At 49.9% G+C, this 16,320-nt stretch carries 14 protein-coding genes; all 14 read left to right on the top strand.

What is annotated here, in order from left to right; translation table 11 throughout:
• Window positions 1–10 precede the first annotated feature (10 nt).
• Entirely contained in the window at window positions 11–1,414 is a 1,404-nt protein-coding gene (locus CFI03_RS06080; protein ID WP_248756794.1) for a DUF342 domain-containing protein, read from the top strand.
• A gap of 14 nt (window positions 1,415–1,428) precedes the next feature.
• Entirely contained in the window at window positions 1,429–1,752 is a 324-nt protein-coding gene (locus CFI03_RS06075; RefSeq protein WP_248756793.1) for a hypothetical protein, read from the top strand.
• 27 nt (window positions 1,753–1,779) lie between these two features.
• A complete protein-coding gene (locus CFI03_RS06070) occupies window positions 1,780–2,334 on the top strand; it encodes a DUF6115 domain-containing protein (RefSeq protein WP_248756792.1) in 555 nt (184 codons plus the stop codon).
• Entirely contained in the window at window positions 2,327–2,893 is a 567-nt protein-coding gene (locus CFI03_RS06065; protein ID WP_248756791.1) for a hypothetical protein, read from the top strand. The genes CFI03_RS06070 and CFI03_RS06065 overlap by 8 nt, the downstream gene beginning before the upstream one ends.
• Window positions 2,894–3,080: 187 nt before the next feature.
• On the top strand, window positions 3,081–3,779 hold the full coding sequence (gene rpsB, locus CFI03_RS06060; RefSeq protein ID WP_015844998.1) for a 30S ribosomal protein S2: 699 nt from the start codon (window positions 3,081–3,083) through the stop codon (window positions 3,777–3,779).
• 104 nt (window positions 3,780–3,883) lie between these two features.
• Window positions 3,884–4,534: a translation elongation factor Ts gene (gene tsf, locus CFI03_RS06055; RefSeq protein WP_015844997.1), complete on the top strand. Its 651-nt coding sequence runs from the start codon at window positions 3,884–3,886 to the stop codon at window positions 4,532–4,534.
• 98 nt (window positions 4,535–4,632) lie between these two features.
• Entirely contained in the window at window positions 4,633–5,361 is a 729-nt protein-coding gene (pyrH, locus tag CFI03_RS06050) for a UMP kinase (RefSeq protein ID WP_015844996.1), read from the top strand.
• Window positions 5,361–5,915: a ribosome recycling factor gene (frr, locus tag CFI03_RS06045; RefSeq protein WP_127495801.1), complete on the top strand. Its 555-nt coding sequence runs from the start codon at window positions 5,361–5,363 to the stop codon at window positions 5,913–5,915. The genes pyrH and frr overlap by 1 nt, the downstream gene beginning before the upstream one ends.
• A gap of 65 nt (window positions 5,916–5,980) precedes the next feature.
• Entirely contained in the window at window positions 5,981–6,745 is a 765-nt protein-coding gene (locus tag CFI03_RS06040; RefSeq protein WP_201000470.1) for an isoprenyl transferase, read from the top strand.
• A gap of 26 nt (window positions 6,746–6,771) precedes the next feature.
• The gene (locus tag CFI03_RS06035; RefSeq protein ID WP_248756790.1) at window positions 6,772–7,566 is read left to right on the top strand and encodes a phosphatidate cytidylyltransferase; all 795 of its coding nucleotides are present in this window, start codon (window positions 6,772–6,774) and stop codon (window positions 7,564–7,566) included.
• Between the two features lie 329 nt (window positions 7,567–7,895).
• Window positions 7,896–9,035, top strand: a complete 1,140-nt coding sequence (locus tag CFI03_RS06030) for a 1-deoxy-D-xylulose-5-phosphate reductoisomerase (protein WP_248756789.1) — start codon at window positions 7,896–7,898, stop codon at window positions 9,033–9,035.
• 86 nt (window positions 9,036–9,121) lie between these two features.
• A complete protein-coding gene (gene rseP, locus CFI03_RS06025) occupies window positions 9,122–10,387 on the top strand; it encodes an RIP metalloprotease RseP (RefSeq protein WP_127495797.1) in 1,266 nt (421 codons plus the stop codon).
• 7 nt (window positions 10,388–10,394) lie between these two features.
• Entirely contained in the window at window positions 10,395–11,843 is a 1,449-nt protein-coding gene (proS, locus tag CFI03_RS06020; protein WP_248756788.1) for a proline--tRNA ligase, read from the top strand.
• A 42-nt stretch (window positions 11,844–11,885) separates the two neighbouring features.
• Window positions 11,886–16,199: a PolC-type DNA polymerase III gene (locus tag CFI03_RS06015; protein ID WP_248756787.1), complete on the top strand. Its 4,314-nt coding sequence runs from the start codon at window positions 11,886–11,888 to the stop codon at window positions 16,197–16,199.
• Window positions 16,200–16,320: the final 121 nt, after the last annotated feature.

The raw sequence follows: 16,320 nt of genomic DNA, 5'->3' as shown, positions 1-16,320 counted from the left end.
AGTAGGCAAGGTGGAAGACCATTTATTGGAATCTTACTTGCGTATCCAGATATCAGCTGACAAGCTGTCTGCTTTACTGACCTTTAACCGGATCACCGAGGATTTCGACTGTACTCCCGGTCAATTGGAACGATTTGTACGCAGCAAGGGCGTTGTATATGGGATACGAACAAGTCTGTTAAATGAAATTTGCACCAATACGCTTGCGTATTGCAAAGAGCAAACCTTAATCGCTGTTGGTAATCCGGCTTCGCCAGGTAAGGACGGATCTATCCGTTTTGCTTATGACATGCAGGATCAGAACCAGCGTCCTGCAGAGCTGGAAGACGGCAAAGTGGATTTCAAAGAAGTATCCCGGCTAAAAAACGTAAAGCGCGGTCAATTAATCGCAGAACGGGTCGATGCTCTTTTTGGTTCGCCCGGCATGATGGTAACCGGCGAGGAGATTCCTGCCAAGCAAGGCAAACAGGCTAGGTTTAAAATAGGGAAAAACGTTGTGGTCAACGAGACCCAAACGGCCATGTATGCCTTGATTGACGGTCTTATTACGATTACTGACAAAGAGAAAGTAAACGTTTTTCCGGTGTATGAAGTTAACGGAGACGTTGATTATAGAGTCGGCAACATCGATTTTGTCGGAACGGTGGTCATTCGCGGGAATGTCCTCAGCGGGTTTCGGGTAAAGGCTTCCGGCGATATCCGCGTTATAGGCGGCGTGGAGGGCGCCGAGCTGGAGTCCGAGGGGTCGATAGAAATCACAGGCGGAATCATGGCAGGCAACAAAGGCTATGTCAAAGCTCAAAAAAACGTAAAAAGCTCCTTCATCCAAGACAGCAATGTTATTGCCGGCGAGGATGTTTTGGTGTCTCAGAGCATTATGCATTCTCATGTTCGCGCCGGCCGGAATGTTATTTGCCAAGGATCAAAAGGGTTAATTGTAGGCGGTTCCATACAGGCGGTAGAGCAAGTGTCGGCACGCGTGATAGGCAATACGATGTCAACAGCGACCTCTATTGAAGTGGGGGTACAGCCAGAGTCCCGTTCCGAGCTGCAGGAGCTGCGCCTCACTCTTCGCAAGCATATGGATGCGATGGACAAGACGGTAAAAGCATTAGCGATTCTTGACCAGCAAGCTGCGATGGATCAGTTAAACGACCAGAAGATGGCCATGCGGATCAAGCTGGGAGCAACACGGCGCCAGACAACCGCGGAGATCGACCAGATCAGAGAACGTATTCTGGAGATTGAGAGAACGCTTGAGGACACCGATAAGGCAAAGGTGGATATCAGCCATACGGTTTACGGCGGTATAAAAATTGTAATCGGACGTTACACGCGATTTATCAAAGATCCGGTGCAGCGTGTTTCTTTCCGGTATACGGACGGGGATATCGTACAATTACCTTTCTCGTAGGGAGGAGCTCGTAAATGCCGTTTAAGCCAATTGATTTGCAATGGTCAATCCCGCGTACTCCGGAAGCGGGCGGAATGCAAAGCCAGTCGAATCATAAGGCGAATGCAGAGCTTTCCCGCTTGGCAGAACTGGCATCCAAGCAAACCGAACAATTGCGCAGCAAGAATACCGGCGTTGAACAGACGGGCGGAACGAACGTTCGCAATAATCGGGACCGTCAGAACGGCAATCCTTATCTCGCAAAGCGAAAGCAGGAGCGGGAACAGGAGGAGACCGGGAATGCGGAGGATAAGGCCGAACATCCCTATAAAGGGCATCACGTGGATATTTCGCTATAGGAACAGCATTGTTTGTAGAGGGTGTGAATGATGTCAAACTGGACTTATATTGTACTGCTGGGAGCGGTTGTCGCCGTAGCTTCGTTATTTCTGCCAAGAAAGCAGCAGGGACGAGAAGCTAAGGACACGCGCAATATGGAAATCGCGCTTGAACAATTTATGGAGAACACGGAGCTGGACCATCAAGAATTGGTAAAGCTTGTTTCCACATTGCGGGAAGAGGGGAAACAGCAGACGGAAGCAGGCAAACAGCGGTTGGCGGAGCTTGAAAACAAATGTCTGCTGCTTGAGCAGCAGCTTGCTTTCCTTCAACAGCAGCGTCAAAACGATCTATTGATGGCAGCGCAAACGAAGGCAATCACCGGAACCGCTAAGACAGCGCCACTGGCAGAGGAGCTGCCGGCCGTTGAGCAAGAGCCCGAGCAGCCCGCATCGGGCATTCAGCTACGTTATCCTGATCTATTTGATTTATATAATCAAGGCAAGTCTATCGAAGCCATCGCAAAAAAGCTGAGCATGAACAAAGGCGAAGTTCAGCTTATCTTGCAGCTGGCCAAGCAGGAGGAGAAGGCTTATGTTTAAGAACCGCTCCTTTGTCGCAGGATTAGGTGTCGGCATTATTGCCGGCGCTATTTTGCTGCAGCTGATGCAGATCGGGGACGAAAGCCAGCAGAGGCTTTCGAACGGATTTAACGATGGAGAGCCCAAGCTGTACACGCAGGCGGAACTGGATGAGAAGCTTGCGGAGGAGCGGGATAAAGCTAGCCGGAATGCGGCTGAAACGGCCAAGCCGGCTACGGAGAAGCCGGAGGAATCACCTGCCGTAAAGGCATCGGAACCACCGGTTGATAGCAGTAAGAGCGACGATAAGAAGGAAGGGTCTGCCGACAAGCCAACCGAAGCAGCGGTTAAACGGCAGGTTCGCATTACAGGCGGGATGAACCTAACGGACACTGCGGAGCTGCTGTCCGAGCAGAAGCTGATCTCGGACAAGGACGCTTTTATCAAAGCGATGAAAAATAAACCTGTCCGCGCCGGCTATTTCATTTTTGAAGGGAATCCGACGGTTGCAGACATCATTCGCATTCTGACAAGCCAGCCGCTTACCAAATCGGAATTCGAGCAGCAAATGAAGGGTTAGAGACAAACTGCAAAATTTCGACAATCATCTGTTGCACCGTGTAGGCAGATATGTTATATTAATTGACGGTGTTAAAAACACACGCCTATTAATTCCGATAATGGTGCTTCCGGTCGCCGGAAGTTTTAGCGGAAGATGCGATGGGCGGAGGTAATCACTAAAAACCATAACAGGAGGTGTGTTGAATATGGCGGTTATTTCCATGAAACAGCTTCTCGAAGCTGGGGTACACTTCGGTCACCAAACTCGTCGTTGGAACCCTAAGATGGATCGTTATATCTTCACAGAAAGAAACGGAATTTACATTATCGACCTGCAAAAAACAGTTAAGAAAGTCGAAGAGGCTTACAACTTCGTACGTTCTGTAGCTGCTGAGGGCGGCACTATGCTGTTCGTAGGTACGAAAAAACAAGCTCAAGACTCGGTGAAAGAAGAAGCTGAACGTTGCGGCAACTTCTACATCAACCAACGTTGGTTGGGTGGTACGCTTACTAACTTCCAAACGATCCAAAAACGTATTGACCGTCTGCGTCAACTCGAAAAATGGTCGGAAGACGGTACTTTCGAAGTGCTGCCTAAAAAAGAAGTTATCATTCTTAACAAAGAAAAAGACCGTCTGGAAAAATTCCTCGGCGGCATCAAAGGCATGAAAGGCCTGCCTAGCGCGCTGTTCATCATCGATCCTCGCAAAGAGCGTATCGCTGTTGCTGAAGCACGCAAGCTCGGTATCCCAATCGTAGGTATCGTTGATACAAACTGCGATCCGGACGAAATCGACTATGTAATTCCAGGCAATGACGACGCGATTCGCGCAGTTAAATTGCTGACGTCCAAAATGGCTGACGCTATCGTGGAAGCTAACCAAGGCGAGCAAACAACTGCTTAATCCGATATAATCGCTACAACAAAGGGTGGTCAGAAGGTGAAAGCCTCTCACCGCCCTTTTTTTGAACGTAAAAACTAAAAATGGAATTTCCAGGAGGGCTAATCATGGCGGTATCCGCAAGCGCAGTAAAAGAACTTCGTGAAAGAACTGGAGCAGGTATGCTCGATTGCAAGAAAGCATTGGACGAAACAAACGGCGACATCACAAAAGCAATTGAATTGCTTCGTGAAAAAGGTCTGTCCGCGGCAGCTAACAAAGCTGGCCGTGTTGCAACTGAAGGCGTAGTTGAATCGTATATCCATGCAGGCGGCCGTATCGGCGTTCTGGTTGAAATCAACTGCGAAACTGACTTCGTAGCTAAAACGGATCAATTCCGTACTTTCGCTCGCGACATCGCAATGCACATTGCCGCAGCGAACCCTAAGTTCGTAAAACGCGAAGAAGTTCCGGCTGAAGAGATCGAAAAAGAGCGCGAGATTTTGAAAGCTCAAGCTTTGAACGAAGGCAAACCGGAAAAAATCGTTGAGAAAATGGTTGACGGCCGTATCTCGAAATACTACGAAGAGTACTGCTTGATGGAGCAATCCTTCGTTAAAGATCCGGACAAAACAATCTCGGCTCTTCTGAACGAGAAAATCAGCGCTATCGGTGAAAACATCTCGATCCGTCGTTTCGTTCGTTACGAACTGGGCGAAGGCTTGGAGAAAAAAGTGGATAACTTCGTTGAAGAAGTTATGGCTCAAGCAAAACTGTAAACCGAACGCACAGGCGGGGCGGGGCGTTCGCCCCGCTCTTTTTTTCTAAATAATAGGATGTTACCTCGCCCGCGAGGTACAAGATGGAGGTAGGGACGATGGGACAGCCTGTTTTCAAAAGAATTGTTCTGAAAGTTAGCGGTGAATCTTTGTCGGGAGACCAAGGCTACGGCATTGAAGCTTCGGTCATTTCGGAAATCGCTGATCAAGTTAAAGAAGTAGTAGCACTTGGTGTTGAAGTCGCTATCGTTGTAGGCGGCGGCAACATCTGGCGCGGTATCGCGGGTACGGCCAAGGGTATCGACCGTGCGACAGCAGATTATATGGGCATGCTGGCAACCGTAATGAACTCTCTGGCCTTGCAAGATGCGTTGGAGCAAATTGAAGTGCCTACTCGCGTTCAAACTTCGATCGCCATGCAACAAATCGCGGAGCCTTACATTAGACGCCGCGCAATCCGTCATCTGGAGAAAGGCCGCGTTGTGATTTTCGCAGCCGGTACGGGCAATCCGTTCTTCTCGACGGATACGACTGCAGCTCTTCGCGCAGCCGAGATTGAAGCGGAAGTCATTCTGATGGCTAAGAACAAAGTAGACGGCGTATATTCCGCCGATCCGTTCAAAGACGCTACAGCAGAGAAATACGAAGAATTGACATACATGGAAGTACTGAACAAGAACCTTGGTGTTATGGATTCGACGGCATCGTCGCTTTGCATGGATAACAATATTCCGCTCGTCGTGTTCGCGATTACCGAAAAAGGGAATATTAAGAAAGTCGTGCTTGGTGAGAAGATTGGTACTATTGTGAGAGGAAGTGCGAAATAATGCCGCAAGCAATTAAGAAAAATGCAGAAGAGCGTATGGAGAAAGCAATCGGTGCTTTGAAACGTGATCTGGCTACACTTCGTGCAGGACGGGCGACGCCTGCTTTGCTCGACCGTGTTCAAGTTGAATATTACGGGGCGCCTACGCCCGTTGCGCAATTAGCGAATATTAATGTTCCGGATTCCCGCACGCTGTTCATTCAGCCTTGGGACAAATCGTCGATCGCAGCGATCGAGAAAGCGATTATGAAATCCGATCTTGGCCTTACTCCATCCAACGATGGTTCGGCGATCCGCATCACTTTGCCGCCGCTTACGGAAGAGCGTCGTACGGAGCTTGTTAAAACAACGAAGAAGTTTGGCGAAGAAGCGAAAGTTGCAATCCGCAACATCCGCCGTGACGCTAACGACGACATTAAGAAGCTTGAGAAAACAACGATTTCCGAAGACGAGTCCCGTCGCCATCAAGAAGACATCCAAAAAGCAACGGACCGTTTCATCGCGGAAGTCGATAAAGTTTTGGTAGCTAAAGAGAAAGAGATTATGGAAGTATAATTGCGCCTACAGCCCCTCCGACAGGTGGGGTTTGGTTTTTTGAATTCCGGGTGGGAGGAACAAACATGATCAGTCGACTTTGGGCTAAACTTGGCAAATCGTCCTCGAATGCGGCTGAACCGTTGGCAGCTGACAATGTCCCGAAGCATATCGCCATTATTATGGATGGCAACGGACGTTGGGCGAAGAAACGTGGACTTCCACGAATCGCCGGCCATCATACCGGTATGAAAACGGTGAAGCGGATCGTAATGGAGGCAGATCGTCTTGGTGTCAAATATTTGACATTGTACGCTTTTTCCACGGAAAACTGGAAGCGGCCCAAAGACGAAGTTGAGTTCCTGATGAAGCTTCCCCAGCAATTTTTGGAAATTGAGCTGGCAGAGCTCATTGAAAAAAACGTTCAAGTTCGGATGATGGGGCATAAGGAAAACCTGCCGTCGTTTACGCTTAGCGCCGTTGAGGAAGCTATTACGAAAACGGCTCATAATACTGGACTCGTACTCAATTTTGCTCTTAATTACGGCGGTCGCAGGGAAATGCTTGAAGCGATCAAAGAAATTGCTGCCGATGTACAGGACGGACGTTTATCGACCGAGCAGATTGACGAACAGCTGCTCTCCAGCCGATTGTTAAGCGGAGACATTCCTGATCCCGATCTGTTGATCCGTACGAGCGGTGAACTCCGGCTGAGCAACTTCATGCTGTGGCAGTTAGCTTATAGCGAGATGTGGTTTACGAACGTTTATTGGCCGGAGTTTACTGAAGCTCATCTGCAGGAAGCCATTCAAGAATATCAGCGGCGTGCACGGCGATACGGCGGATTATAGCATCGATAACGGAGAGTGACCATCACTTGAAACAGAGAATCATTTGGGGACTGCTTGCCGGCGCAGCATTTGTTGCTCTGCTATTAGCCGGCGGATGGTTTTATGCAGCTGCGCTAGTCTTGCTTGCTTTGCTTGGATTTAACGAATATACGAAGATGAACGGGCACTCGTGGAATGAACCGGCGTCCCTGCTTGGTTATGCAGGCGTGCTTATGTTCGTTTTGCCATGGAAGCTTATGGGCGTGGATTCACCTTCGTCGATTACCGTACTATGGGTGCTGGCTTTCTTGCTGCTGGCGGTGACGGTATTCACCAAAAACAAAATAACCATCGACGGCGCCTCGCTTATGTTGTTAGGCGCTTTATATGTAGGTTACGGCTTTAGCTCGATGAATGCCGTTCGCGATCTTGATCACCACGGCATTTTCTGGTCGTTTCTTATTATTACATGCAACGTTGCGTCCGATGCAGGCGCTTATTTCGTCGGGCGGGCGATGGGTAAGCATAAGCTGTGGCCGTCTATAAGCCCTAACAAGACAATTGAAGGTTCTGTCGGCGGAGTTGTCCTTGCGGTGATCGCAGCGCTTATATTCGCGATCTGCGCTCCTCATGTTATCGACATCGGGACATCCTTGCTGATCGGCCTTATCGTTGCGGTAGCCGGTCAACTAGGCGATCTCATTCAATCGGCTTACAAACGCGTTCGCAACATCAAGGATTCCGGCTCTATTTTGCCGGGCCACGGTGGTGTTCTCGACCGTTTCGACAGTTGGATTATCGTGTTCCCTTTGTTGATGCTGACAGATTTGATCCCTACATAACAAAGTGAGAGCGGAGTTATCCACTTATGGATAACTCATAACATGGAAATTCTGTCATGTTAATAACGTTTTTCCCCGTTCTCCATCTTTTTTCTTTGGCATTCCGACTTGGAAGGAGTGCCAGTAAGTGTTGCTCTAGAGTGAGCGGAGCGAAAGTGTCGTGGTGGAGAAACGGAGTGTTCGCCTTTGTCTCTGAGTTTCAACCGCTATATGCGAATTGAATTCAAGAAACTCAGGGACAACAGCGATCGGAAGCATGACACTTTCGCGCAGCGAATGTACTTACCCTCATGAGCAAAAAAGCATCAAACGAGTTTCAGGAGGAATCCATGAAAAAAATCACCATTTTAGGCTCCACCGGCTCCATCGGCACCCAGACGTTAGACGTCATTGCCAATGATCCGGACCGCTATCAGGTTGTCGGCTTATCGGCGGGCAATAACCTCCAGCTGCTGATTGAGCAGGCCAATCAGTTCCGGCCTTCGGTCGTTTGCTTGGCTAACAAGGAGCTAGCGGAGCAGGCAAGGCCTGAATTGCCTGAGGGCACGCAAGTCCTCTATGGCGAGGAGGGGCTTGTAGAAATCGCGGCGAATAATGATGCCGATGTTGTCGTTACGGCGATTGTTGGCAGCCGTGGACTTCCTGCAACTCTTGCCGCTATTGACGCGGGCAAGACGATTGCGCTGGCGAACAAAGAAACCCTTGTGACCGCCGGTCATATCGTAATGGAGCGCGCCAGACAAAAAGGCGTCTCGATCATTCCGGTGGACAGCGAGCACTCGGCCATTTTCCAATGTTTGAACGGCGAAGATCTTAAGGCTTTGCAGCAACTCACCTTGACGGCATCGGGCGGTTCGTTCCGCGATCGCACTCGTGAACAGCTGCAAGGCGTATCGGTAGCCGAAGCATTGAACCATCCGAACTGGTCCATGGGAGCGAAGATTACGATCGATTCCGCCACGATGGTGAACAAAGGGCTGGAGGTCATCGAAGCAAGATGGCTGTTTGACGTGACCTATGATCAGATCAAGGTATTGATCCATCCGGAGAGCATCATCCATTCTTTTGTGGAATTCAGCGACAACAGCGTAATCGCTCAGCTGGGCTTGCCGGATATGCGGGTTCCCATCCAGTATGCGCTCACTTATCCGGACCGCCGCCCAACTCCGACAGGCCGGCTTGATTTGGCGGCTATCGGGAAGCTGCATTTCCGCGAGATGGATTTTGCCAGATACCCCTGTCTCAAGCTTGCCTTTGACTGCGGCCGTGCCGGAGATTCGGCGCCAACGGTGTTTAATGCAGCCAATGAAGTTGCGGTAGCCCGTTTCTTGAACGGGGAGATTGATTTCTTGGGGATTGAGCGAGTGCTGGAGAGCGTTCTCGAGCGCCACTCGGTAACAGCAGTAAATGATTTGCAGGCTATTGCGGAGATTGATGCTTGGGCTCGCGGAGAGGCTGCGGTCATCTAGCTTTTGCCGTAACCTGCGGTTCTCTTGTATCGTACGGGAGAATAATGATAATCTATGTACAGGCCGTTACGAACAGGAGGCTCGCTATGGAGATGATTCGGGTCATATTTATGACCGTGCTCGTATTTTTTGTCATTGTCACCATCCATGAATGGGGACACTATTTTTTCGCGAAACGCGCCGGGATTTTGGTTCGGGAATTCGCTATCGGCTTCGGGCCGAAGTTATTCTCGATCAAACGCGGTGAAACTCGCTTTACGCTGAGGCTTGTGCCCGCAGGCGGTTTTGTCCGCATGGCAGGCGAAGATCCGGAGATTGTAGAGGTTACTGTCGGCCAAACGGTAGCCGTTCGGGTGAAGAATAACCAGGTTACCCGGATTTATCTCGATCGCCTGGATGAGCGTAGCGGTGTTATTCGCGGGGAAGTGACCGGTATCGACTTGGAGAAGGATTTGTTCGTTACCCTCGACGTTGAAGGGGAGAACGACCGTTTCTCCGTTCATCCTACGGCGCTTCTCATTTCGAGAGGGAAAGAGACGCAGATTGCTCCAATTGACCGTCAATTCGGAAGCAAGTCGGTTGGCGCTCGCGCCATGTCCATCTTTGCAGGCCCTCTTATGAACTTTGTGCTTGCGTTTGTTTTGTTTATGGCATACATACAACTCGCCGGTACGCCGCAAGGCTTGCTTGTCGATGAAGTAACCAAAGGAATGCCGGCCGAGCAGGCACAACTGCAAAAAGGTGATTTGATCGATACCGTAAACGGCGTCAAGATCGGCACCGATTATGACAAAATGATTGATATTATCGGCGCTTCCGCAGGCAAGCCGATTCAATTGAACGTTATCCGCAATGGAGCGCTCGAGCCGATTAAGCTGACTCCGGTTGCGGATGATCAAGGCGTTGGCAAGGTTGGCCTTAGAGCGGCTTATCAGTTCCGCAGCGCTACAGTAGGCGAGACGATCACGGGTGCAGCGAAGCTGATGAAGACGATGACAATCAGTATTTTCGAAGGCTTCAAGAAGATTATCATTGGAGACTTTAAGCTGGATGACCTGGGCGGACCGGTGCGTACAGCGGAAATGACCAGTGAAATTGCCCGCAAAGGCATTACGGATCTGACGTCATGGACGGCTTTGTTAAGCCTGTATCTGGGTATATTCAACTTGCTGCCGATTCCCGCGCTTGATGGTAGCAGGCTCATCTTCCTCGGTCTCGAGGCAGTTCGCGGGCGTCCGGTTAATCCAAGCCGGGAAAGCATGGTCCACTTCATCGGTTTTGCCTTAATTATGCTGCTGATGCTTGTGGTGACTTACAATGATATTTTGCGATTGGTACGAGGGGAGCCATAAGTCGGTTATGTCCAAGGATAAACAGTTTGTTACCGAAATTACGCCACAAGGCGAGGATTTTTCTAGATGGTATATCGATGTAATTAAGAAAGCGGAGCTCATGGATTATTCGCCGGTACGCGGCTGTATCGTTTTCCGTCCGGAAGGCTATGAGCTCTGGGAAAATATTCAGCGCGACCTGGACCGCCGGTTCAAGGAAACGGGCCACCGCAACGCTTACTTCCCGCTCTTTATTCCGGAGAGCTTCTTCCAAAAGGAGAAGGAGCATGTCGAAGGCTTTAATCCGGAGCTGCCATGGGTAACGGAAGCAGCGGGCGAGAAGCTGGAAGAGCGTCTGGCTATTCGTCCAACCTCGGAAACGATGTTCGGCCATATGTATGCGAAATGGATTCAATCGTACCGCGACCTGCCGCTCCTTATTAACCAATGGGCAAACGTTGTGCGCTGGGAGAAGCGTACTCTGCCGTTCCTACGCACAAGCGAATTCCTATGGCAGGAAGGCCATACGGCTCACGAGACCGAAGATGAAGCCCGCGAAGAAACGATGAGAATGCTGACGGTCTACCGCGAATTCGTGGAAGAGTTCCTGGCAATCCCGGTTATTGAAGGGGAGAAGACGCCGTCCGAGCGTTTTGCCGGTGCGGTTAACACGTATTCCATCGAAGCGATGATGAAAGACGGCAAAGCGGTGCAAGCCGGTACGTCCCATTATCTGGGCACAAAATTTGCCGTTGCGTTTGACATCAAATATCTCGACCGCGAGAATACTCTTCAATTCGCGCATACCACATCTTGGGGCGTGAGTACGCGTCTGATTGGTGCTATGATTATGGTTCATGGCGACGACCGCGGTCTGGCATTGCCTCCGAAGGTTGCGCCAACTCAAGTGATTATGATCCCAATTGGTCCGGCTAAAACCCGCGATCAAGTGGTTGGCCGGGTAGACGAGCTTTATGCGGAGCTGAAAAAAGCCGGCGTACGCGTAAAAGTTGACGACCGTTCCGACGTAAGTCCGGGCTGGAAGTTCAATGAATACGAGATGCGCGGTGTTCCGCTTCGTCTTGAGCTTGGTCCTCGCGATATGGAAAATGGGCAAGTTGTTCTTGTATCGCGCGTTAGCGGCGAGAAACGGATCGTCCGCCAGGATAACCTGATCGCGGAAGTGGAAACGATGCTTGCCGATATTCAACGCGATATGTTTGAAAAAGCGAAAAAATTCCGTGAAGATAATTTCTACGACGTAGAGACGCTTGACGAGATGAAAGCTTCGATGGAAGAAAAACGTGGATTTGTACTGGCTGGTTGGTGCGGTTCCGCTGCTTGCGAGAAGCAAGTAAAGGAAGAGACTGGAGCAACAAGCCGCAACATTCCGTTTGAACCGGAGAAGAAGAAAAGCAAATGTCTCGTATGCGGTGATCATGCGGAGCACACGGTCGTATTTGCACGTGCCTACTAAAAGCATCGATCGGATTGGATCGTACAGGAGTGATTGATTGCCATGAGCCAAACCGGAGACAACCGGCAGCGCTTTGAGCTGCTTATGCAGCAAGCGGGGCTGCCGCTCGAAATTATAAATTCCTATTACAAAGACGGTTACATCGAGCAAGTCATTGTAGGGAAAAGCAACAGAAAATGGACGTTTTGCATTCGCAAAACGTCTTTAGTTCCTTATAAAGCGTTTATGGCTTTAACCCAAGCCGTAAATATGAAGTTCTCTCATATAGCCGAAACTTCTTTTAAGCTTCTTTATGATGATGCCGTTCCCTCGGCAGACATCGCCCGGGAATATTGGCCTTTGTTCTTGGAATGGGTACAGCAGGAAAACGCTTCGGTTAACGGCTGGTTAAGCAAAGCCGGCATGGAGCCGACAGACGAGATGATTGCCGTATCGATGCTGGATGGCATGGGGCTGGAGCTGGCCAAGAAGAAGAAGATCGACGAAGCGATCAGCAGCTTTTACGAACGTACCTTCAGTCGGAATTACCGGGTTAAGCTGGAGGTTGGCGAGCAGGTCAGACAGGATGCTTACGAGGAGTTCCAGCAGAAGCGGGATCAAGCGGAGAGGGAAGCCGTTATTCAGATTATGGAGAGCGTTGCCGAGTCGAATGAGGCAGAAGGCGATGAAGAGCCTGTCAAACTGGCAATGGGTTATGACATTCGCGATGAACCTACCCCGCTTATGAACATCCGTGAAGAAGAGAAGAAGGTTACGGTTCAGGGGGCTGTATTTGGCCTAGAGGTGAAGGAGCTCCGCAACGGAATGACCTTGTTCACCTTTAACGTAACGGACTTTACGGATTCCATGGCAATGAAGATGTTTGCCAAGAACAAGGAAGACGTAAAAATCCTGAGTCTGCTATCGAATGGCAAATGGGTGAAGGCGCGAGGCAAGGTCGATTACGATCGCTTCATGCAGGAGCCTGAGCTTGTGATGATCCCTAATGATCTTCAGGAAATCTCTTCGCCGCCGGACCGCAAAGACAATGCGGAGGAAAAACGCGTTGAATTCCATCTTCATTCCACCATGAGCGCGATGGACGCGGTTACTCCGATTGGCGAGTACGTGAAGATGGCCGCCAAGTGGGGACATAAGGCGATTGCGATTACGGACCACAGCAATATTCATTGTTACCCGGAAGCATTCAAGGCTGCAAAGAAAAATAATATTCAGGTTTTATTCGGCCTTGAAGCAAATGTTGTAAATGACGCGGTACCGATGGTTCTGAACCCAAGAGAAGACCAGCTTGCTTCCGCCGTGTATGTCGTATTTGATATTGAAACCACGGGCTTATCCATTATTAATAATAAAATCATTGAGCTTGCTGGCGTAAAAATGCAAAACGGCAAAGAGATTGACCGGTTCTCCACCTTTATAAACCCGCATGAGAAAATCCCTTACCATATTCAGCAGTTGACGAATATCAATGATGATATGGTCAAGGATGCGCCGGAGCTTGAACCGAAGCTTCGCGAATTTATCGATTTTATAGGGGATTGCATTCTGGTCGCCCATAACGCAAGGTTTGATATCGGATTTATTCAAGCCAATCTTAAGTCTATCGGCTTGCCGGAATTAACGAATCCGGTGCTTGATACGCTGGAGCTCGCAAGATTCCTTCATCCGACGCTTAAGAACCATCGACTTAATACATTATCAACGAAATACAAAGTTTCTCTTGAGAATCATCATCGTGCCGTAGACGACTCCGTTGCTCTCGGCGGTGTAATGTATGGCCTCATCAATGACGCGGCAGAACGCAATATTACGGGACTTCATCAATTAAACGATTATGTCGGTCTGGACATTTCCAATTCCCGGCCGTTCCATTGCAATATTTACGCGTTAAACGCGGTTGGCAAAAAAAATCTGTTCAAGATGGTTTCGATTTCTCATACCGAGCATTTTAAACGGGTTGCTTGCATTCCGAAGAGCAAGCTTGTCGACATGCGTGAAGGCATTCTTGTTATTTCCGGCTGCGAGAAGGGTGAATTCTTCGAGACGGTGCTCAATAAATCTTATGAAGAAGCTCTTGAGGTTGCCCGGTTCTACGATGTGCTCGAGATCCAGCCGATTGACTTCTACATGCATCTTGTTGATAAGGGACTTGTAGGCAGCCGCGCCGAGATTGAGCAGGCCATGCGCCGCATTTGCGAGATCGGAGATGAGCTTGGCAAGCCTGTTATCGCAACGGGCAATGTCCATTATTTGAATCCAAGGGACAAGCTGTATCGCGATATCGCCATTCATGGCATTACCGGATTCAGCCCGCTGAAGGACATCCGAAAGCCGGATGCCCATTTGCGGACGACCGATGAGATGCTTCGCGAGTTTGCTTTCCTCGGAGAAGCGCGAGCCTACGAAGTCGTTGTTAAGAACACGATTGAACTCGCTGACCGGTTTGAGCCGTTCGAGATGTTCCCGGACCAGCTGTTTACCCCGATTATTGAAGGCGCGGAAGAAGAAATCCGGAGTACATGCTATAACACAGCGAAATCGATGTATGGCGAAGATCTCCCGCAGGTTGTTATCGACCGGCTCGAGAAGGAGCTTGTACCGATTATCAAATTCGGTTTCTCCGCCAACTACTTGATTTCGGAGAAGCTCGTTAAGAAGTCCAATGCCGATGGTTATCTCGTAGGTTCGAGGGGCTCGGTAGGTTCTTCCGTCGTTGCGACGTTCCTTGGCATTTCCGAGGTTAATCCGCTGCCGGCGCATTATTTGTGCAAGAATCCGGAATGCCGGCATAGCGAATGGTTCCTGGACGGCAGCGTCCCAAGCGGATTTGATTTGCCGGACAAGAACTGTCCGAATTGCAATTTGCCAATGAAGGGAGAAGGACAGGATATCCCGTTCGAAACCTTCCTTGGCTTCAAGGGCGATAAAGTTCCCGATATCGACCTTAACTTCTCCGGTGAATACCAACCGACGGCGCATAACTTTACGAAGATCATGTTCGGCGACAAATGCGTATTCCGTGCCGGCACAATCGGTACGGTAGCCGAAAAAACCGGTTATGGATTTGCCCGAAAGTATGCCGAGGATCATGGTAAAACTTGGCGCAGCGCGGAATTGTCCCGCCTTGCATCAGGCGTAACCGGCGTAAAGAGGAGTACGGGCCAGCATCCGGGCGGTATCGTTGTTGTTCCGAATTATATGGAAGTCGAAGATATTACTCCCGTGCAATATCCGGCGGACGACGTGAACGCCGAATGGAAGACGACTCATTTCGATTATCACGCCTTCGAAGCCAACTTGCTGAAGCTTGATATCCTCGGTCACGATGATCCGACCATGATGCGGATGCTGCAGGATTTGACGGGCGTTGATCCAACAACGATTCCGATGAATGACCCTAAAGTCATGAGCATGTTTAACTCGACCAAAGCATTAGGCGTAACACCGGAGCAAATCCGAACACCGGTTGCAACGTACGGCGTGCCGGAGATGGGGACGAAGTTCGTACGCCAGATGCTTCAGGAGACGCAGCCGTCGTCGTTTGCCGACTTGCTTCAGATTTCGGGACTATCGCATGGTACCGGGGTATGGCTCGGCAATGCGCAGGAGCTGATCAAGAAAGGCACTTGCAACATCAAGACCGTTATCGGCTGCCGTGACGATATCATGCTGTATCTCATCTATAAAGCGGGTATGGATGCCGGACTTGCCTTCAAGATCACGGAAAGCGTGCGTAAAGGCAGGGGTCTTACGCCGGAATGGATCGAAGAGATGAAGCGCTGCAAGGTGCCGGCGTGGTACATTGACTCTTGTCTGCGGATTGAATACATGTTCCCTAAGGCGCATGCCGCCGCTTACGTTATTTCCGCGGTTCGAACCGCCTACTTTAAGCTGTATTACCCGATTCAATACTATGCAACGTATTTCTCGGTTCGCGCGGAAGATTTCGACCTCGAGCTGCTCTGTCAAGGCTATGATGCCATTCAGAAGAAGATCATCGAAATCGAGGACAAGGGCTTTAACGCCACGACCAAAGAGAAGAACAGTATTTCCTTGTTGGAAATGGCCCTTGAGATGACGGCCCGCGGCTTTTCCTTCAAACCGATCGATTTATATCGTTCGGATGCAACGAAGTTTATCGTTGACGGCGAATCGCTCATTCCTCCGTTCTCGGCCATTGGCGGTATCGGGGACAATGCGGCGCGCAACATCGCGGCTGCCAAGGATGACGGAGAGTTCCTGTCCATCGAAGATTTCCAGCAGAGATCCAAGGCAAGTAAGACGATTATCGAGGTATTGACGGGCATGGGATGCTTCCGCGGATTGCCGGAATCCAACCAGCTGTCCTTGTTCTAGGCGCTGCGTGTTAGAAAACATTTCTTGTCACCCCTATGCGGTTATGATATAATTTTTGTGGCAATGATGTGGATAGAGACTTGAAGCAGAGAGTGGGGAAACCCACTCTTTACGTTTTGTA

Origin of the sequence: Paenibacillus sp. ATY16, from assembly GCF_003399985.2 — a bacterium.
In the GTDB taxonomy this organism is placed as follows: Bacteria; Bacillota; Bacilli; order Paenibacillales; family Paenibacillaceae; genus Pristimantibacillus; species Pristimantibacillus glycanilyticus.
The sequence above is the reverse complement of the archived record's forward strand: the minus strand, read 5'-3'. Positions and strand labels throughout refer to the sequence as shown.

Coding starts and splice junctions, on each gene's coding strand:
- CFI03_RS06075 (WP_248756793.1), top strand. CDS start 1,429: ATGCCGTTTAAGCCAATTGATTTGCAATGGTCAATCCCGCGTACTCCG.
- CFI03_RS06065 (WP_248756791.1), top strand. CDS start 2,327: ATGTTTAAGAACCGCTCCTTTGTCGCAGGATTAGGTGTCGGCATTATT.
- CFI03_RS06030 (WP_248756789.1), top strand. CDS start 7,896: ATGAAAAAAATCACCATTTTAGGCTCCACCGGCTCCATCGGCACCCAG.
- rseP (WP_127495797.1), top strand. CDS start 9,122: ATGGAGATGATTCGGGTCATATTTATGACCGTGCTCGTATTTTTTGTC.
- CFI03_RS06015 (WP_248756787.1), top strand. CDS start 11,886: ATGAGCCAAACCGGAGACAACCGGCAGCGCTTTGAGCTGCTTATGCAG.
- pyrH (WP_015844996.1), top strand. CDS start 4,633: ATGGGACAGCCTGTTTTCAAAAGAATTGTTCTGAAAGTTAGCGGTGAA.
- CFI03_RS06070 (WP_248756792.1), top strand. CDS start 1,780: ATGATGTCAAACTGGACTTATATTGTACTGCTGGGAGCGGTTGTCGCC.
- rpsB (WP_015844998.1), top strand. CDS start 3,081: ATGGCGGTTATTTCCATGAAACAGCTTCTCGAAGCTGGGGTACACTTC.
- proS (WP_248756788.1), top strand. CDS start 10,395: ATGTCCAAGGATAAACAGTTTGTTACCGAAATTACGCCACAAGGCGAG.
- frr (WP_127495801.1), top strand. CDS start 5,361: ATGCCGCAAGCAATTAAGAAAAATGCAGAAGAGCGTATGGAGAAAGCA.
- tsf (WP_015844997.1), top strand. CDS start 3,884: ATGGCGGTATCCGCAAGCGCAGTAAAAGAACTTCGTGAAAGAACTGGA.
- CFI03_RS06040 (WP_201000470.1), top strand. CDS start 5,981: ATGATCAGTCGACTTTGGGCTAAACTTGGCAAATCGTCCTCGAATGCG.